The sequence below is a fragment of the Azospirillum sp. UENF 312511 genome, assembly GCF_058780635.1.
Genome location: NZ_JBSNCG010000001.1, coordinates 539,953 through 556,359 on the forward strand (window position 1 = coordinate 539,953; position 16,407 = coordinate 556,359).

The following is a 16,407-nucleotide window of genomic DNA, read 5'->3' on the forward strand; positions in this document are numbered from 1 at the left end:
GGAGCGCAAGGACGAACCACGGTGAAACTCTTCTCCCTCCTCATTCGGATCACGGTCACGCTGGTTGTCACGCTGGGCGCCGTCGGCGGCGGCTGGTGGCTGTGGGATTACTACATGAACCAGCCCTGGACCCGCGACGGGCGGGTGCGGGCCGACGTGGTGCAGGTGTCCTCCGACGTCGCCGGACTGGTGACCGAGGTGCGGGTCATCGACAACCAGGCGGTCCGCAAGGGCGATGTCCTGTTCGTCGTGGACCCCAGCCGCTACCGCCTCGCCGTCGATCAGGCCGAGGCCAATCTGGAAAGCGCCCGCGCCGAGCTGTCCTTCCGCAAGGCCGAGGCCGACCGCTACGCGCAGCTCGGCAACAACGTCGTCTCCACCGCCCAGCGGCAGGAGGTCGCCTCCGCCCAGGCCAAGGCCGCCGCCGCCGCCCGCCAGATGGAGGCGGCGCTCGACCTCGCCCGCTTCAACCTGGAGCGGACGGAGGTGCGGGCGACGGTGGACGGCTTCGTCACCAACCTCCAGCTCAAGGCCGGCAACTATGTGACGGCGGGCCAGCCGGTGGTCGCGGTGATCGACCGCCATTCCTTCTACGTCGTCGGCTATTTCGAGGAGACCAAGCTGCCGCGCATCCGCGTCGGCGACCCGGTCCGCGTCACCATCATGGGCGAGCCGGAGCGGCTGACCGGTCGGGTGGACAGCGTGACTCACGCCATCGTGGACCGCGACCGCACCGAAGGCACCGGGCTGCTGCCCAACGTCAACCCGACCTTCAACTGGGTCCGTCTGGCCCAGCGCATCCCCGTGCGCGTCGCGCTGGAGCAGATCCCCGACCCCCGCGACCTCGTCGCCGGCCGCACCGTGACCGTCGAGGTGGTGCGCGAGACGGAGCAGGGGGCGCCCGCCAAGCGGGTGGCCGGGCAATGAAGACCTCCGCCCTGAAACTGGTCTCGCTGAACGAGGCGCTGTTCTCGGTCAAGGCCTTCGCGGCGGCCATGGCGGCGCTCTACATCGCTTTCTCCATGGGGCTGCCGCGGCCCTTCTGGGCGATGGCAACCGCCTACATTGTTTCCGGCCCGCTGTCGGGCGCCGTGCGGTCGAAGGCGGTCTTCCGCGTCGCCGGGACGGCACTGGGCTGCGCCGGGGCCATTGCCCTGGTGCCGGCGCTCGCCGATTCGCCTGAGCTGCTGACCCTGGCGCTGGGGCTGTGGGTGGCGGTCTGCCTGTTCATCTCGCTGCTCGACCGCACGCCGCGCAGCTATCTCTTCATGCTGGCCGGCTACACCATCGGCCTGATCGGCTTTCCCGCGGTGACCGACCCGTCGACCATCTTCGACACCGGTCTGGCCCGCGTCGAGGAGATCCTGATCGGCATCCTCTGCGCCACCGTGGTGCACAGCGTGGTCTTCCCGCAGAGCGTCGGCCCGGCTCTGCTCGGCCGGCTGGACGCCACGCTGCGCGACGCGGAGCGCTGGACCCGCGAAGCCCTGTCGCGGGAGACGGCGCCAGAGGGCGCGGCCAACGCGCAGGAGCGCCAGAAGCTGGCCCGCGACATCACCGAGCTGCGCGTCATGGCGACCCATCTGCCCTATGACACGTCCGACGTGCGCTGGATGACGCGGGCGGTGCGGGCGATGCAGGACCGCATGGCCTATCTGCTGCCGCTGACCGCGGGCATCGAGGACCGGCTGGACGCCCTGCGCGGTCAATTGCCTGCCGAGGTCTCGGCCCTGCTGGCCGATCTCGACCGCTGGGTGGGTGGTGACCCAGTTGGGGGCGATGATGAGGAGGGCGGCGCCGACCGCCTGCGCGCCGAGATCGCCCGGCTGTCCCCGGTCATCGGCGCGGACACCGGCTGGAAGGAGGCAACGCTTCTCAACCTGCTGACCCGGCTGCGCTCGCTGGTGGACATCCACCAGGACTGCCGCGACTTGCGGGCGCACATCCGCGACAGCAAGAGCAGCCTGCCGGAGCGTCTCGACCCGTTGACCCGCCGCCGCTCGCGCGACGTCTTCCATCTCGACGCCGGCATGGCGCTGTGGTCGGGCTTCGCGGCGCTGCTCGGGATCGCGGTGGTCTGCGCCTTCTGGATTGGCACCGGCTGGTCGTCGGGATCGGCGGCGGCGATGATGACGGCGGTCTTCTGCTGCTTCTTCGCCTCGCTGGACGATCCCGCGCCGGGCATCCGCCTGTTCCTGGTCTTCACCCTGCTGTCGGTGCCGCTGGCCGCTTTCTACCTGCTGGTCGTGCTGCCGTCCTTCGACAGCTTCCCCATGCTGGTGCTGGGCCTCGCCCCGACCTTCCTGCTGTTGGGTGTCTTCGTGGCGCGGCCGGCGACCATGGGCAAGGCGATGGCCCTGCTGATGGGGGTGGTCGGCTCGCTCAGCCTGCTCGACCTCGGGACGGGGGATTTCGCCTCCTTCCTGAACAGCAACGTCGCGCAGGTGGTGGGCATCGCCACGGCGCTGCTGGTCACCCAGCTCTGCCGCTCGGTCGGCGCGGCCTGGAGCGCCCGGCGTCTGCTCCGCGCCGGCTGGAGCGAGATCGCGGCGATGACCGCCGCCCGCTCCGGCATTCCGGTGGGCAGCTTCGAGAACCGGATGCTCGACCGCGTCGGGCTGCTGTCCTCCCGTCTGGCGCTGGCCGGTCCGCAGCAGGATCTGGCGGCGGCGGACGCGGTGAACGACCTGCGGGTTGGGCTGAACGTGGCGGAACTGCAACGCGCCCGCCGCGCCCTGGGCGGCCCGGCGGCGCCCCATGTGGCGCGGCTGCTGGGCGCGGTGGGGCAGCATTTCCGCGGCCTGTCCAGCCGCCGCCTCGGCACGCCCCCGGCGGAGGTGCTGCCGATGATGGACGCCGCCCTGTCCAACCTGTCGGCCGAGCCGCGGTCGGCGGAGCGCGACCGCGCGGTGATCGCGCTGGCCGGGCTGCGCCGCGCGCTGTTCCCGCACCTGACCTTCGCCGCACCTGAATCCTCCAGCGAATCGCTCCGCGAATCGGTGACCGCATGATCGGCGAAATCGACATCTACGGGCTGTTCATTCCCCCGCTGCTCATCCTGGCGATCGCGGCCTGGTTCGTCTCGGGCCTGCTGCGGCGCGGCCTGCGGGCGGTGGGGTTCTACGGCTGGGTCTGGCACCCGCCGCTGTTCGATCTCGCGCTCTACGTGCTGGTGCTGAGCGCGCTGGCGGCGCTGACCGCATGGTTGCGGTAAGCGGCTGTGCCGGAAGAGGAAAGGCGGGTCGGGGCGCTTATTGTTATGGACTTCCCTCCGACGCCCCGAACCACCTATACCCATCCAAACCGTAAGGTTTAGAGACGTATCGGTTACCGCTGATATAACAGTTTGTCAAGCGATGGGGCGGTTGAGAATCGGGAAGATTTTATCCGGCTCTTAATAACCCTCTCCCCTCTGGGGGAGAGGGTGGCCCGTAGGGCCTCTCGCGCTGGCCAGAGGCCAGCGCTGACGGCGGCAGGCGGATGCCTCTGGCATCCGCTGAGAGCCGGTGAGGGGGATGCGCGTGTCGCGACGTTCGGCAAAAGCGCAACCCCCTCACCCCAACCCTCTCCCCGGAGGGGAGAGGGGATATCGGCGCTTCCGCGCGACAACGGATGGACCGCGCCGCCTCCGCCTTGCCGGTGGGGCGGCCTATGCGGTACCATTTCGGCCATGGTTGAAACGCGACGCACCGGTGACCGCTCCAACGAACCGATCCGCTCCGAGGTCGGGGGTGGGCGCGTCGCGTCGCCCGGCACGGTCGGCGTCCGCAACCGGGCGGAGCAGGTCGGCGGCGGGCGCCAGCGCATTCCCAGCGTCCGCGAACTGGCCAGCCTTCTGGTCAACGGCATCCTGACGCTGCCGCGCAATTACCGCCGCGGCATGTATCTCGACGTTCAGGTCTGACCCACCCCGCCCCCCGTGTAAGCCGCGATGTCCGGTCCGAACAGGCGCTCCAGCAGAAGGGGCGGCAATTCGTATTGCGGCAGGCACAGGCTGGTGCTGCGGGCGTGCAGAGTGTGCAGGCAAAGCCCCTCGGCGTCCGGAAAAGCGGCGACGCGGAAGCGCTCCTGCGCCGCCTTCATGAAGGGAGCGTCCTCGCAGGCGTTGACCGGCGGGAAGCGCACCGCCTCCCACACTGACCGCCGGTAGGCGTAGGAAAAGCCGTAGCCCAGCACATTGTCGTCGGAGGGCGGCGTCTCCGGCGCCTCGACGTAGGACCGGGTCGTCCGGCCCCAGCGGTGATGCGAGCCGCCCCGCGCCGTGTCCCAATAGCCGAAGGTCCCGTGCACCGCGCTGTGCAGGAACCAGCCGGACAGGGTCACCGCGTCGTGGCCCTCCTCCAGCCAGCCGAGCAGCCGCTCCACATAGTGGGGAGCGTAGAAGTCATCGTCGTCGAAATGGACGATGACCTCGCCGCGCGCGTGCTCGGCCAGGATGTTGCGCTTCTCCCCGATGGCGTAGCGGCGCGGCGCGTAGAAATACTTCAGCCGCGGCCCGGCGAGGGGCTGGAGATAGGCGGACGGGCGCGGGCTGTCGTCGAACACCAGCCACTCGACGTTGGGGACGGTCTGCGACAGCACGCGGGCGTGGCACAGCGGCAGGAAGGCTTCCCGTCCCCAGCTTGGCGTGATGATGCTGACGAGCGGCCGGTCGGCCATGGTCTCTCCTTCGCAACAGGCGGTGCCCCCAACCGCTGCGCCGCATGGACTCCGGCCCGGCGGCGCGTGTAGACAGGCGGCATGGTGACACTTCGGGATGCCCTGGCCGCCGCGGTCGGCCACCATCAGGCGGGCCGGCTGGACGCGGCCCGGCCCCTCTATCATAGCATCCTGCGCAGCCAGCCGGGCCATCCCGACGCGCTTCACCTGCTGGGCGTCCTGGAAAGCCAGAGCGGCCGGCCGGGCGCGGCCTTGCCGCTGCTGCGCCGCGCCGTGGCCCTGCTGCCCGGCGACGCGGATTTCCTCGGCAATCTGGCGCGGACCCTGCGCGCGGCGGGGCAGCCCGACGCGGCGGAGCGCGCCTTCGCCCGCACGGCGGCGCTCGACCCCGCGGATGCCCAGATCGCTTTCACGCTGGGCGCGCTGCGGCTGGAGCGCGGGGATGCGGCGGGTGCCGCGGCGGCCTTCGCCCAGGCGCTGGTCCGGCGGCCCGACTTCGCGGAGGCGCGCATCAACGGCGCCAACGCCCTGGCGGCGCTGGGCCGGGCGGAGGACGCGGCGCGGCTGCGCCGGCAGGCGGTGGCCCTGGCGCCGGCCCATCCCGACGCCCTCCACAACGCCGCGGTGAGCGCGCTCGCCGACGCCGGGCTGGACCGCCCGCTGTCGCACGCCCGGCGCCTCGACCCGGAGTTGGTGGACCGCGCGGGGCATGCCCTGACCCACGCCTTGGCCGCCGATCCGCGGCATGGGGCGGCGGCGGACGCGTTGATCGGGACGGCGCTTTCGCTCGTCCAGGCCGGGCAGGCGCCGCCTTGGCTGTTGGACCGCGCCGCCCGCACCGCCCTCACGGTCCTGCGCCGCAACCCGCGCGACACGCGGGCGGCGGCCGTGGTCGCCTACCGCTTCTACCGGCAGGGACGGACGGACCTCGCCAGCCGCTTCATGCGGCGCTTTGCCCGGAGATTCACCGCGGCGGAGGTGGCGGCGGATTTCGAGCTGCGCCTGTGGTCGATGGTGCGGGCAGGGCGGCGGGCGCTGGATAGCTTGCCCGACGCCGACGCTCTGCTCGGTGCCTTCCCCCCGCTGGAACTGCTGGCCGATCCGCCCGCGGGGAACGGGCCGCTGCTGGCGGTGTCCTGCGACGACGGCTACTACCGGCGCTTCGCCACCGGCCTGCTCGATTCGGTTGAACTGGCGGGCGGCGGTGTGGCGGTCCATGTCCATGTCGTGAACCCTTCACCGGAAACCCTGGCCGACCTCGCCCGGCGGCGGGAGCGCTTGCGTCTAAGCTGCAGCCGGGAACGGGTGGACTTCACGGGCTGGGACGATCATCGGCGGACCACCTACTACGCCTGCGTCCGTTTCCTGCGCTGGCACCAGTTGATGACGCTCTGGGGGCGGCCCCTGCTGCATCTCGACGCCGACTGCACGCTGGCCGGGGGGCTTGATGCGCTGGCGGCGCTGCTGGACGGAGCCGACGTCGGGCTGCTGCGCGACGCCCGTTGGCGCGGCCCGACGCGGGAAATCACCGTCTGCTTCGCGGCGTTCCAGCCGACCCCGCGGGGGCGTGCCTTCCTCGCCTCGACCGCGGCCTACATCGGGGCCTTTCTGCGGGAGGGGCGCGGATTCTGGATGCTGGATCAGGCCGCACCCTTCGCGGTGCTCGACGCGCTGGAGCGGCGGGGGGAGGGGCCGCGGGTGCGCTGGTTCGACGTTCTGGATTTCCCCTGGGTCCGCTTCATCGGGGAGAAGTGACTCAGGAGGGGAGCCGGGCGCAGCGTCCATCCGGGCAGTCGCGGCAGCATTGCCCGCAGATGTCGTCCAGGTCCACGGCGATGCCGTGCCGCTTGAGAAGCCCCTGGGCATAGGCGGTGTAGAGGCGCGCCAGCGCCCGCCGGTTGGTGGCGACCGTCTTGGCGGCCAGCGTCTCCGGCGCCAGCGTCGTGGCGATGGCTTGTTCCACGTCCTCGATGGCTGTGCGGACAGCCGAAAGGTTCAGCATCCAGGACCCCCTGGGCGTCGCGACCCTTGATGAATCTGATATACAACATGTGACGAAAAATTAGTGTCCAAACAACCCTTAATTTCGGATTTTGCGGTGTCCTATCCGGAAAGGCTAATCGCCTTTCGCTAAACCACGCAGGGCTGTCGCCAGCGCTTCGGCCAGGCGCCGCCCGTCGCAGAGCGGCCCGGCCGCCATGCGCGGGCGCAGGGTTCGGCGCAGTTCCGCCAACCGCGCCGGGTCGGCGGCCCAGCCGGCAGCGCGATCCACATAGTCCGCCGGGTCGCGGGCGACGCAGCCCTCCACCCCCGCCACGTTCAAGAAAGCCAGGGAATGGCGGCTGGAGAAGGTCTCGCCGGGCAGGGTGACGACCGGCACGCCCATCCACAGCGTCTCCAGCGTCGTCGTGCTGCCGGCGAAGGGGAAGGGGTCCAGCGCCACGTCGACGCGGGCGCACCAGCCCATATGCTCGCGGCTGGGAGTCGCCCCGGCCAGGACCAGCCGCTCCGGCGCGATGCCCGCCGCGGCCAGCCTCCCACGCCACCGGGCGGCGGTTTCCGGGCAGGACAAGGCCTTGGTCTTCAGCAACAGACGCGACTCGGGCACCCGGGCGAGCAGGGCGGCCCAGGTGGCGAGGACCTCGTCGGTCAGCTTGGTCAGGATGTTGAAGGCGCCGAAGGTGACCGGCTGGCCGCTCAGGCAGGGCGGCGGACCGGGCTCCGGCGCGTCCGGCGGCGGGTCGTAGGCGATGAAGGCGCCGGGCATGCGCAGGATGCGCTCGCTGTAGAAGCGTTCGGCCCCCTCCGGCACATGGTGGGCGTCGGCGACCAGCGCGTCCATGGCGGCGAGCCCGGTGGTCGCCATGTAGCCCGACCACGCCACCTGCACCGGCGCCGGCTTGCGGGCGAAGACCCCCAGCCGCCCGCGGGCGTTGTGCCCGGCGAGGTCGATCAGCGCGTCCAGCCGGTCGTTGCGGATCAACGTTGCAAGTTCAGCGTCGGTCCGGTCGGCGACCGGCACCCAGCGCGCCGCCGCGGCGCGGAAGCGGTCGGTCAGGTCGTCCGCTTCCAACTGGTTGGCGTAGAGGGTCAGTTCGACGCCGAAGTCCGGCAGCGCCTCGACCGCCCGCACCGCGAATTGCCCCGCCGGGTGGCGGCGGAAGTCACCGGACAGGATGCCGACGCGCAACGGACGGGAGTCGTCCCGAACCGCCGGAGCGCGCGGCGTCCATTCGGGCCGCAACGGCGCGCCGTGCACGGCGTCCCAGCCGCGGTGCGCCTCCAGCACGCGGGCCAGCGTCACGCCGGGCTGGAACAGCTCCAGATAGGCGAGGTTGGAGCGCACCTCGGCCAGATCGGGCCGCAGGGTCAGCGCGCGGCGGTAGCCGGCCTCAACGGCGTCCAGGTCGCCCTGCGTCTGGCGCACCAGCGCGAGGTTCGCGTAAGCCTCCGCCAGATCGGGACATAGGGCGGCGGCCCGGGCGTAGGCACGAGCGGCCTCCGCCAGCCGGTTGCGCTTTTGCAGCGCGTCGCCCCGGCGCAGCGCCGCTTCCGCGAAGTCCGGGCGCACGGATTCGGCGCGGCGTGCCGCCTGTTCGGCGTCGGCGGGGGCGTCGAGGGCCAGCAAGGCGGCCGACAGGTTGGCGAGGGCCGTGGCGTGGTCGGGGCGCAAGGCCAACGCCCGGCGCAAGGCCCGCTCTGCCTCCGCCGCCCGGCCGCGTTGCAACATCAGCGAGGCGCGGTTGGCGTGCGCCTCCCCGAATCCGGGATCGTCGGCCAGCGCGGCGCGGAAGGCCTCGTCCGCCTCGCCCAGCCGGCCGAGCGCCGTCAGCGTGTTGCCGAGGTTGAAGCGCGCCCGCGCGTAGCCGGGGCGCAACGCGGCGGCCTGCCGGTAGGCGTCCGCGGCCTCCTCCAGCCGGCCCAGCCGGTCCAGCGCGTTGCCGAGGTTGTAATGGGCCTGCGCGAAGGCCGGGCGCAGGCGGATCGCCGCGCGGTGGGATTCCGCCGCCTCCGCGTCGCGGTCCAGGGCGCGCAGCGCGCTGCCCAGATTGTCGTGATAGTCGGCGACGGTCGAATCGGCGCGGATGGCGGCGCGGATGCGCGGCTCGGCCTCCGCCGGGTGTCCGGCCTGGAGATAGACGACGCCCAGCAGATGCAGCGCGTCGGGATGGTCGGGCAGCGTGTCGAGGACGGCCTGATAGCCGGCGGCGGCCTGCGCCAGCCGTCCGGCCTGATGATGGGCCAGCGCCGCGGCCAGCACGTCCTTGATCGTCGCCATGCTGGCTTGTTTAGAGCATTTCACCGCAGGGCTGAAGAGTACGCGTCAGCTCACCATGCGCCAGCTTCCGTCCGACTGGCGGCAGGCGGTGCCGTAGCCCTGCTGAAGCTGCCCGCCGACCACGATGCTGGTCTGGAACTCCCGGCACGGCTCGCCATAGGGACCGGTGCCGTCGCGGGTCGGGGTGTAGGTGCCCCAGTTGCCGGTCTGCGGGTTGTTCCACTGCACGGTCGCGCCGGTCGGCGCCATGTAGGCCTGCCCCGCGGCCTGCTGCGCGTACATCAGATCGGCGCGGTCCATCGACTGGCCGGCGGCGTTGCCGAGCGCGGCGCCGAGCAGCGTGCCGACGCCGACCGCCACCAGCTTGCCCGTGCCGCCGCCGAAGCGCGACCCGGCGAGGCCGCCGACCACGCCGCCCAGCAGCGTGCCCGCCGTCGCCTTGTTGCCATAAGCGGGGGCGTAGCCGCCGCCATAGTTGGCCCCGTACCCGCCACCGCCATACCCACCACCATACCCGGCGCCATACCCATAGCCATAGGGGCTGGCGCAGCCGGCCAGCAGGCCCACGGACAACACAACCGCAACAATCCCCTTGGCCTTCATCTCGAACCCCACGGAACGGAACCTGTGTTCATGAACCCTGTGTCAATGAACATGGCAGCCCCGCAAACTATTCCGTCCGCGTGACGGAACGCCGCCGTTGCCCCTATGATGAAACCAAATGGCCGCGACCAAGCGGCTGGCAAGAACCCGACGGGAGGAAAAGCATGCTGCCGGAAGCGGACAGCTACGAGGGCCTGCGCGACCGTTTCGTCTGGTCGGTGCCGGAGCGTTACAACATCGGCGTGGACGTCTGCGACACGTGGGCGGAGCGCGATCCGGACCGCACCGCCCTGATCCACAAGCGCCGCGACGGCGCGGTGGAGACCTACAGCTTCGCCGACATCCGCCGCCTGTCGAACCGCCTCGCCAACGCGCTGACTGCCCATGGGGTGGCGCGCGGCGACCGGGTGGGCATCCTGCTGCCCCAGGCGGCGGAGACCGCGGTCAGCCACGTCGCCGTCTACAAGATGGGCGGCGTCGCCGTCCCCCTCTTCTCGCTGTTCGGCGTTGAGGCACTGGAATACCGGCTCGGCAACTGCGGGGCGCGGGCGGTGGTGACCGACGCCGTGGGCGCGGCCAAGATCGCCCAGATCCGCGACCGCCTGCCCGAACTGAAACTCGTCCTGCGCATCGACGAGGCCGGAGAGGGCGAGCTGGACTGGCACGCGCTGGTCGATGCGGCGTCGGAGGACTTCGCGCCGGTGGACACGGCGGCCGATGACCCGGCGGTGATCATCTACACCTCCGGCACCACCGGCCAGCCCAAGGGCGCGCTGCACGCGCACCGGGTGCTGCTCGGCCATCTGCCGGGGGTGGAGATTTCCCACGACCTGTTCCCGCAGCCGGGCGACCGCATCTGGACTCCGGCGGACTGGGCGTGGATCGGCGGTTTGCTCGACGTGCTGATGCCCGCCTGGCACCATGGCGTGACCGTCGTCTCCCACCGCTTCGAGAAGTTCGACGCGGAGGAGGCCTTCCGCCTGATCGCCGATTTCCAGGTGCGCAACGCCTTCCTGCCGCCGACCGCGCTGAAGATGATGCGCGCGGTGAAGGACCCGCAGACGCGCTGGAATTACAGCATGCGCTCCGTCGCCAGCGGCGGCGAGACGTTGGGGGCCGAGCTTCTCGATTGGGGCCGCCAGACCTTCGGGCTGACCATCAACGAGTTCTACGGCCAGACCGAGTGCAACATGATCGTGTCCTCCTGCGCCACGGTCATGCCGCCCAAGCCCGGCGTCATGGGCCGCCCGGCGCCCGGCCACGACGTGGCGGTGATCGACGGGCAGGGCAACCGCCTTCCTCCCGGTGAGATCGGCCTGATCGCCGTGCACCGCCCGGACCCGGTGATGTTCCTGCAATACTGGAACAACCCGGAGGCCACCGCCGCGAAGTTTGTCGGCGACTGGCTGGTCACCGGCGACCAGGGCGAACTGGACGCCGACGGCTACATTCGCTTCGTCGGGCGGGACGACGACGTGATCACGTCGGCCGGCTACCGCATCGGCCCCGGCGAGATCGAGGATTGCCTGATCGGCCACCCCGCCGTCCGCATGGCCGCCGTGGTCGGCGTGCCTGACCCCCTGCGCACCGAGATCGTGAAGGCCTTCATCGTCCTCCAGGACGGCGTGCGCCCCAGCGACGAACTGGCGGCGGAGATCCAGGCCCATGTGAAGACCCGCCTCGCCGCCCATGAATACCCGCGCGCCGTGGAGTTCGTGGACAGCCTGCCGATGACGACCACGGGCAAGATCATCCGCCGCGAGTTGCGGACGAGGGGGTAGGCTTCCCAAACCCCTCTCCCGTCCTGGGAGAGGGACTTAAAAATAACAAGAAACGAAAACGACCCGAACGATGGTGACGACATCTCTGCTCCTGCTCGCCGCAGCTTTCCTGGCCGGGGCGATGAACGCCGTTGCCGGCGGCGGCAGCTTTCTCACGCTTCCCGCGCTGATCTACGCCGGGGTCCCGCCCGTCGCGGCGAACGCCACCGGCACGGTGGCGCTGCTGCCCGGCTACGCCAGCGGCGTCTACGGCTACCGCCACGACCTGGAGCCGGTGGGTGGGGTCGGGCTGGTCACGCTGTCGGTGGTCAGCCTGACCGGCGGGCTGATCGGGGCGGCGCTGCTGCTGGTGACCCCGGATTCGGTGTTCCGCAGCATCGTGCCCTGGCTGCTGCTGGTCGCCACGGCGCTGTTCGCCTTCGGCGGCATGCTGGCGGCCCGGCTGCGGGCGGTGGGGCTGCACGGGACAGGGGCGATGCTCGCCACGCTGTTCGCGGTGTCGGTCTATGGCGGCTATTTCAACGGCGGCCTCGGCATCCTGCTGCTGGCGCAGCTGAGCCTGTTCGGGATGACCAACCTGAACGCCATGAACGCGCTGAAGAACCTGTTCTCCGCCGTGCTGACCGCCATCGCGGTCGCCGCCTACGCGGTCGGCGGGGCGGTGGAGTGGTCCTACGCCGCGCTGATGACCATCGCGGCCGTGGCCGGCGGCTATGTCGGGGCGCGGGTCGGGCGCAGGATTCCGTCGCGCATCCTGCGCGCGGGCATCATTGCGGTGGGCTTGGCGATGAGCATCCTGTTCTTCCTGAAGTAGTGTGGGTTGAAGCAAAAGCCGTTCGGTTCCGGCGGCGCCTGCGCTAAGGTGGCGGCCCTCTCCATGATGGCCGCCACGACGCAAGACCCCGCATGCTGACCGTATCCGACCTCGACCTCTTCTACGGCGACGCCCAGGCGCTCGACGGCGTGTCCATCGCGGTGGCGGAGGGCACGACGACCGCCATCGTCGGCGCCAACGGGGCGGGCAAGACCTCGCTGATCCGCACCATCTCCGGCATCCTGAAGCCGGCCCGCGGCACCATCCGCTTCCGCGGCAAGGACATCGCCGGCCTGCCCAGCCACGTCGTCTGCGACCTCGGCATCGGGCAGGTGGCGGAGGGGCGCCAGATCTTCCCGACGCTCAGCATCCGCGAGAATCTGGAGATGGGCGCCGTCATCCCGCGCGCCCGCACCGGGGCGAAGGACACGTTCGAGCGCGTGCTGACCCTCTTCCCCCGCCTGCAGGAACGGCTGGAGCAGGCCGCCGGCACCCTGTCGGGCGGTGAGCAGCAGATGCTGGCCATCGGGCGCTGCCTGATGGGCAAGCCCGATCTGATCATGTTCGATGAGCCGTCGCTCGGCCTCTCCCCGACCATGGTGCAGGAGCTGTTCCGCACCATCCGCGCGCTCGCCGCCGAGGGCATGACGATCATCCTGGTGGAGCAGAACGTCGCTGCTTCGCTGAAGTTGGCACAACGCGCCTATGTGCTGGAGAACGGGCGCGTCGTTCTGGCCGGCACGGGCGAGGAGCTGCTGGCCGACCCCGCGGTGAAACAAGCCTATCTCGGCCTGTGACGCCTCGGCGGTCGTGGTGGCGGAATCGCTCTTGACTTAGAGCGCGCTCGAACCCGTAGCGTCCTGTGCATCGTGATGAGAAGCAGACGCTCATGAAGATCGGAGACCTCGCGAAACGCTCGGGACTGACGGCCCACACCATCCGCTACTATGAGCGGATCGGGCTGCTGCCCTATGCCGACCGGAACCAGTCCCGCCACCGCGATTACGACGCCTCGATCCTGACCTGGATCGAGTTTCTCGGCCGTCTGAAGACGACCGGCATGCCGATCCGCGACATGCTCCGCTATGCGGCGCTTCGTGAGGCGGGCGCCGGGACCGAAGCGGAGCGGCGGGCGTTGCTGGAGCAACACCGCGAGCGCGTGCGCGCCCAAGTCGATGAACTGAACGCCTGTCTTCTCGTCCTCGATACCAAGATCGACGGTTACGTCGAAACGGAACAGAGGAAGAGTAACGATGACGCACCTGTCCAAAATTGCATCCGGGGTCGAAGAAAGCCGGCTTGAGCGTGGGCAACGGGCGCTTGCCGAAATCGATGGCGAGGCCGGCCACAAGGTGGTGGCGGCGCTTGCCGACATCGCGCCGGACTTCGCGACCTATGTGTTCGAATTTCCCTTCGGCGACATCTATTCGCGGCCCGGGCTCGATCTGCGCTCCCGCGAGATCGCCACCATCGCGGCGCTCGCCGCCATGGGGAACGCAACACCCCAGCTCAAGGTGCACATTGAGGCCGGTTTGAACGTCGGGCTGACCCGCGACGAGATCGTCGAGATCCTCATGCAGATGGCGGTCTACGCGGGCTTCCCGGCCGCTCTCAACGGGCTGTTCGCTGCCAAGGAGGTGTTCGCGGCGACCGACGGGCATCGGCCGCCGGGACCGTCGTGAGACCTACCGCGCCAGCAGGTCGTGATGCTCGCGGTGGCGGTGCATCCAGTTGGCGGCGTAGCCGCAGATCGGGACGATGGTCAGCCCCTCGGCGCGGGCGATGGCCATCACTCCCTCCAGCAGCCGCCCGGCGGCCCCGGTGCCGCGCAGAGACGGTGGCGCCTCCACATAGGGGATGTGCAGGATGGTGCCGCGGCGGCGGTAGGTCGCGAAGACCGTCTGGCCGTTCACGTCCAGTTCGAACCGGCTCATGGCCGGGTTGTCGGTCACGGTGTCGCTCATGCCCATTCCAACAGCCGAAGCCTTTGGTTGTTCACCGCAAATGTCATGAACCGGGCGCGCGCGGCGCGCTCCAGCCGCGCAGCACGCTGACCACCCGCAGCAGGAAGGCCGCCGCTGCCCCGGCGATGGCGACCGGCGCCTTCGGCAGGTCCAGCATGGCCCCGGCGATGACGATCGCCGCACCCAGCAGGGCGGCCACCGCGTAGATCTCCTCGCGCAGCACCCGCGGCACCTCGGCCACCAGCACGTCGCGCACCAGCCCGCCGCCGCAGGCGGTCAGCACGCCGAGCAGGACCGCGGGCAGCGGGCCCAGCCCATAGGCCAGCGCCTTGCCGCAGCCGGCCACCGCGAAGATGCCAAGGCCGGCCGCGTCCAGCACCATCACCGGCTTGACCAGACGGTTGATGAAGGGGTGGAAGAAGAAGGCGAACAGGCCCGAGGCCAGCGCCGTGATCAGGTACCGCTCGTCCTGCATGGTGGCTGGCGGGATCGCCCCGATCAGCAGATCGCGCAGCACGCCGCCGGCCAGCGCCGTGACCAGCGCCAGCACCATCACGCCGAAGATGTCCAGACGGTGCCGCACGGCCAGCGTCCCTCCCGTCAGCCCGAAGATGAAGATCCCGGTCAGGTCCATGGCGAGGAGAAGGGGCGAAACATCGGGTATGATGGCGGGCATGATGGCGGTCGGCGACGCTGGTTGAGGGGAGCCGCCATCATAGCCATTTGTTGCGTCTCATGAAACAGATAAGCCACAACTCCGGCAATTGTTGTTTTGCGGAAACGGGAGCACATTCCTCTCCAGACGAGGGGCCACAGGGCCTCGCACAGGACGAGGAGGAGCAGAGATGATCACGATCCGCAACCGCGACGAACGGGGCGCCGTCAACATGGGCTGGCTGAACAGCAAGCACAGCTTCTCGTTCGGCCACTACTACGACCCGGCCCATATGGGCTTCCGCGCGCTGCGCGTCATCAACGACGACCGCGTGATCCCCGGCGCTGGCTTCCCCACCCACGGGCACGCCGACATGGAGATCGTGTCCTATGTTCTCGACGGCGCGCTGGAGCACAAGGACACGCTGGGCACCAGCTCGGTCATCCGCCCCGGCGACGTGCAGCGGATGAGCGCCGGGTCGGGCATCCGGCACAGCGAGTACAACGCGTCCAAGAAGGACCCGGTGCACTTCCTGCAGATCTGGATCCTGCCCAACGAGGAGGGGATGGTCCCCGGCTATGAGCAGAAGGCTTTCGAGCGGGAGGAGAAGCAGGGCCGCCTGCGCCTCGTCGGCTCCCAGGACGGGCGCGACGGCAGCGTGGTCATCCACCAGGACGTGGACCTCTACGCCACGCTTCTGGACGAGGGCGACAGCGTGACCCACGAGCTGCGTCCGGGCCGCCACGCCTGGGTGCAGGTCGCCCGCGGTCAGGTCCGGCTGAACGGCGAGATCCTGAAGGAAGGCGACGGCGCCGCGATCAGCAAGGAGGAATCCCTGACGCTGGACGGCGTGGTCAGCGCCGAGGTGCTGCTGTTCGATCTGGCGTGAGGCATGAACCCCTCTCCCGTCCCGGGAGAGGGTGGCCCGGAGGGCCGGGTGAGGGTCGTGCGAGGATTGATGCGCGAATTCTCGGCGGTACCCTCACCCTCCCGCCGCTCGCGCGGCGGGTCCCTCCCTCTCCCGGGGCGGGAGAGGGTATCTCGGGAATCTTCACATCCCCTGCGGGACCGCCAGACGGATGCCCATGCGGCGGGCCTCCAGCATGAAGGCGCGGGTCATCTGCACGAGGTCCGTCCGCCAGTAGAGCTGCTCCAGCGGGTTGTCGAGGAAGTCCTCCGGCAGCATGGCGTAGCAGTAGGTTTCCACCACGCGCCGGTCGGGCTGCCAGGGATCGGCGCCGTCGCGCCAGCCGATGGTCCAGCCGGCGTGGCCGGCGCCGATGGCCCAGCGCTCGAAATGCGGGGAGATGGTGGCGCTGGCCACCGGATCGGCGACCGGCACCTGATAGATCGCCACGAAGCGGCGGACGTTCAGTTGCAGCCGCATCACCAGCGATTCATCGAAGGCGTCGACGCGGTACAGGCAGTCGGACGCCCCTTCGACGTGGCTGAAGCGCACCGCGGCCCGCCGTGCCGCCTCCAGCGTCAGGCCGGACGGCTGGTCGGCCAGCGGCGGGGATTCGTAATCCACGGCGCGCAGCGCCTCCACCATGTCGCCGGTCAGAAAAAGGCGGATGCGCTGCTGCGCCTCGTCGATGGTCAGGCGGGTCATCGCGGGGTCGGTGTCCTCTGTTGCCGGTACCACGACAACA

18 protein-coding genes are annotated in these 16,407 nt (G+C 70.2%); 11 read left to right on the plus strand and 7 right to left on the minus strand.

Features of this window, described 5'->3' with window-relative positions:
- Positions 1 to 21: 21 nt before the first annotated feature.
- From ACWPN7_RS02385 to ACWPN7_RS02400, 4 genes are all read left to right on the plus strand, one after another.
- Positions 22 to 927, plus strand: a complete 906-nt coding sequence (locus ACWPN7_RS02385; RefSeq protein ID WP_040134509.1) for an efflux RND transporter periplasmic adaptor subunit — start codon at positions 22 to 24, stop codon at positions 925 to 927.
- Positions 924 to 3,011, plus strand: a complete 2,088-nt coding sequence (locus tag ACWPN7_RS02390; RefSeq protein ID WP_149650231.1) for an FUSC family protein — start codon at positions 924 to 926, stop codon at positions 3,009 to 3,011. Before ACWPN7_RS02385 ends, ACWPN7_RS02390 begins: the two co-directional genes overlap by 4 nt.
- Complete coding sequence (locus tag ACWPN7_RS02395) at positions 3,008 to 3,214, plus strand: DUF1656 domain-containing protein (RefSeq protein ID WP_040134508.1); 207 nt, start codon at positions 3,008 to 3,010, stop codon at positions 3,212 to 3,214. Before ACWPN7_RS02390 ends, ACWPN7_RS02395 begins: the two co-directional genes overlap by 4 nt.
- 456 nt (positions 3,215 to 3,670) lie before the next feature.
- Positions 3,671 to 3,904: a hypothetical protein gene (locus ACWPN7_RS02400; protein ID WP_014198240.1), complete on the plus strand. Its 234-nt coding sequence runs from the start codon at positions 3,671 to 3,673 to the stop codon at positions 3,902 to 3,904.
- Here ACWPN7_RS02400 and ACWPN7_RS02405 read toward each other — a convergent pair.
- Complete coding sequence (locus ACWPN7_RS02405; RefSeq protein WP_459197826.1) at positions 3,895 to 4,659, minus strand: glycosyltransferase family 2 protein; 765 nt, start codon at positions 4,657 to 4,659, stop codon at positions 3,895 to 3,897. The two genes, ACWPN7_RS02400 and ACWPN7_RS02405, sit on opposite strands and share 10 nt — an antisense overlap.
- An 81-nt stretch (positions 4,660 to 4,740) precedes the next feature.
- Between ACWPN7_RS02405 and ACWPN7_RS02410 the strand changes: the two genes are divergently transcribed.
- The gene (locus ACWPN7_RS02410; protein WP_459197827.1) at positions 4,741 to 6,414 is read left to right on the plus strand and encodes a tetratricopeptide repeat protein; all 1,674 of its coding nucleotides are present in this window, start codon (positions 4,741 to 4,743) and stop codon (positions 6,412 to 6,414) included.
- 1 nt (position 6,415) lies between these two features.
- Here the strand turns inward: ACWPN7_RS02410 and ACWPN7_RS02415 are convergent, their stop codons facing one another.
- The 3 genes from ACWPN7_RS02415 to ACWPN7_RS02425 form a co-directional block, all read right to left on the minus strand.
- Positions 6,416 to 6,661, minus strand: coding sequence for a hypothetical protein (locus ACWPN7_RS02415; RefSeq protein ID WP_040134505.1), 246 nt, complete (start codon positions 6,659 to 6,661; stop codon positions 6,416 to 6,418).
- Between the two features lie 114 nt (positions 6,662 to 6,775).
- Complete coding sequence (locus ACWPN7_RS02420) at positions 6,776 to 8,938, minus strand: O-linked N-acetylglucosamine transferase, SPINDLY family protein (RefSeq protein ID WP_459197828.1); 2,163 nt, start codon at positions 8,936 to 8,938, stop codon at positions 6,776 to 6,778.
- 45 nt (positions 8,939 to 8,983) lie between these two features.
- On the minus strand, positions 8,984 to 9,514 hold the full coding sequence (locus tag ACWPN7_RS02425; RefSeq protein ID WP_459197829.1) for an RT0821/Lpp0805 family surface protein: 531 nt from the start codon (positions 9,512 to 9,514) through the stop codon (positions 8,984 to 8,986).
- Between the two features lie 191 nt (positions 9,515 to 9,705).
- On the opposite strand from ACWPN7_RS02425, the gene ACWPN7_RS02430 reads away from it, so the two are divergent.
- The 5 genes from ACWPN7_RS02430 to ACWPN7_RS02450 all read left to right on the plus strand — a co-directional run bounded on the left by ACWPN7_RS02430 (position 9,706) and on the right by ACWPN7_RS02450 (position 13,818).
- Positions 9,706 to 11,322 (plus strand): acyl-CoA synthetase, encoded by a 1,617-nt coding sequence (locus ACWPN7_RS02430; protein ID WP_459197830.1) that lies wholly within the window; start codon positions 9,706 to 9,708, stop codon positions 11,320 to 11,322.
- 70 nt (positions 11,323 to 11,392) lie between these two features.
- Positions 11,393 to 12,136: a sulfite exporter TauE/SafE family protein gene (locus ACWPN7_RS02435; protein ID WP_040134501.1), complete on the plus strand. Its 744-nt coding sequence runs from the start codon at positions 11,393 to 11,395 to the stop codon at positions 12,134 to 12,136.
- 92 nt (positions 12,137 to 12,228) lie between these two features.
- Positions 12,229 to 12,933, plus strand: a complete 705-nt coding sequence (locus tag ACWPN7_RS02440; protein WP_103041307.1) for an ABC transporter ATP-binding protein — start codon at positions 12,229 to 12,231, stop codon at positions 12,931 to 12,933.
- 92 nt (positions 12,934 to 13,025) lie between these two features.
- Complete coding sequence (locus tag ACWPN7_RS02445; protein ID WP_149650224.1) at positions 13,026 to 13,439, plus strand: MerR family transcriptional regulator; 414 nt, start codon at positions 13,026 to 13,028, stop codon at positions 13,437 to 13,439.
- Positions 13,390 to 13,818 carry a carboxymuconolactone decarboxylase family protein gene (locus ACWPN7_RS02450; RefSeq protein WP_103041305.1) on the plus strand — a complete coding sequence of 143 codons (429 nt, stop codon included), beginning with the start codon at positions 13,390 to 13,392 and terminating at the stop codon, positions 13,816 to 13,818. Before ACWPN7_RS02445 ends, ACWPN7_RS02450 begins: the two co-directional genes overlap by 50 nt.
- A gap of 3 nt (positions 13,819 to 13,821) precedes the next feature.
- Here ACWPN7_RS02450 and ACWPN7_RS02455 read toward each other — a convergent pair whose 3' ends face one another.
- Together ACWPN7_RS02455 and ACWPN7_RS02460 are read right to left on the minus strand one after the other, a co-directional pair.
- On the minus strand, positions 13,822 to 14,100 hold the full coding sequence (locus ACWPN7_RS02455; RefSeq protein WP_035678432.1) for a GNAT family N-acetyltransferase: 279 nt from the start codon (positions 14,098 to 14,100) through the stop codon (positions 13,822 to 13,824).
- 43 nt (positions 14,101 to 14,143) lie between these two features.
- Entirely contained in the window at positions 14,144 to 14,776 is a 633-nt protein-coding gene (locus tag ACWPN7_RS02460) for a trimeric intracellular cation channel family protein (RefSeq protein ID WP_035678407.1), read from the minus strand.
- 169 nt (positions 14,777 to 14,945) lie between these two features.
- Here ACWPN7_RS02460 and ACWPN7_RS02465 point away from each other — a divergent pair, with 169 nt between their 5' ends.
- Positions 14,946 to 15,644, plus strand: a complete 699-nt coding sequence (locus ACWPN7_RS02465) for a pirin family protein (RefSeq protein WP_040134497.1) — start codon at positions 14,946 to 14,948, stop codon at positions 15,642 to 15,644.
- Positions 15,645 to 15,806: 162 nt separating this feature from the next.
- Here ACWPN7_RS02465 and ACWPN7_RS02470 read toward each other — a convergent pair whose 3' ends face one another.
- Positions 15,807 to 16,367 (minus strand): hypothetical protein, encoded by a 561-nt coding sequence (locus ACWPN7_RS02470; protein ID WP_137117068.1) that lies wholly within the window; start codon positions 16,365 to 16,367, stop codon positions 15,807 to 15,809.
- Between the last annotated feature and the right edge of the window lie 40 nt (positions 16,368 to 16,407).

Coding starts and splice junctions, on each gene's coding strand:
- ACWPN7_RS02465 (WP_040134497.1), top strand. CDS start 14,946: ATGATCACGATCCGCAACCGCGACGAACGGGGCGCCGTCAACATGGGC.
- ACWPN7_RS02410 (WP_459197827.1), top strand. CDS start 4,741: ATGGTGACACTTCGGGATGCCCTGGCCGCCGCGGTCGGCCACCATCAG.
- ACWPN7_RS02420 (WP_459197828.1), bottom strand. CDS start 8,938: ATGGCGACGATCAAGGACGTGCTGGCCGCGGCGCTGGCCCATCATCAG.
- ACWPN7_RS02460 (WP_035678407.1), bottom strand. CDS start 14,776: ATGCCCGCCATCATACCCGATGTTTCGCCCCTTCTCCTCGCCATGGAC.
- ACWPN7_RS02470 (WP_137117068.1), bottom strand. CDS start 16,367: ATGACCCGCCTGACCATCGACGAGGCGCAGCAGCGCATCCGCCTTTTT.
- ACWPN7_RS02395 (WP_040134508.1), top strand. CDS start 3,008: ATGATCGGCGAAATCGACATCTACGGGCTGTTCATTCCCCCGCTGCTC.
- ACWPN7_RS02390 (WP_149650231.1), top strand. CDS start 924: ATGAAGACCTCCGCCCTGAAACTGGTCTCGCTGAACGAGGCGCTGTTC.
- ACWPN7_RS02445 (WP_149650224.1), top strand. CDS start 13,026: ATGAAGATCGGAGACCTCGCGAAACGCTCGGGACTGACGGCCCACACC.
- ACWPN7_RS02430 (WP_459197830.1), top strand. CDS start 9,706: ATGCTGCCGGAAGCGGACAGCTACGAGGGCCTGCGCGACCGTTTCGTC.
- ACWPN7_RS02450 (WP_103041305.1), top strand. CDS start 13,390: ATGACGCACCTGTCCAAAATTGCATCCGGGGTCGAAGAAAGCCGGCTT.
- ACWPN7_RS02400 (WP_014198240.1), top strand. CDS start 3,671: ATGGTTGAAACGCGACGCACCGGTGACCGCTCCAACGAACCGATCCGC.
- ACWPN7_RS02440 (WP_103041307.1), top strand. CDS start 12,229: ATGCTGACCGTATCCGACCTCGACCTCTTCTACGGCGACGCCCAGGCG.
- ACWPN7_RS02435 (WP_040134501.1), top strand. CDS start 11,393: ATGGTGACGACATCTCTGCTCCTGCTCGCCGCAGCTTTCCTGGCCGGG.
- ACWPN7_RS02405 (WP_459197826.1), bottom strand. CDS start 4,659: ATGGCCGACCGGCCGCTCGTCAGCATCATCACGCCAAGCTGGGGACGG.
- ACWPN7_RS02455 (WP_035678432.1), bottom strand. CDS start 14,100: ATGAGCGACACCGTGACCGACAACCCGGCCATGAGCCGGTTCGAACTG.
- ACWPN7_RS02415 (WP_040134505.1), bottom strand. CDS start 6,661: ATGCTGAACCTTTCGGCTGTCCGCACAGCCATCGAGGACGTGGAACAA.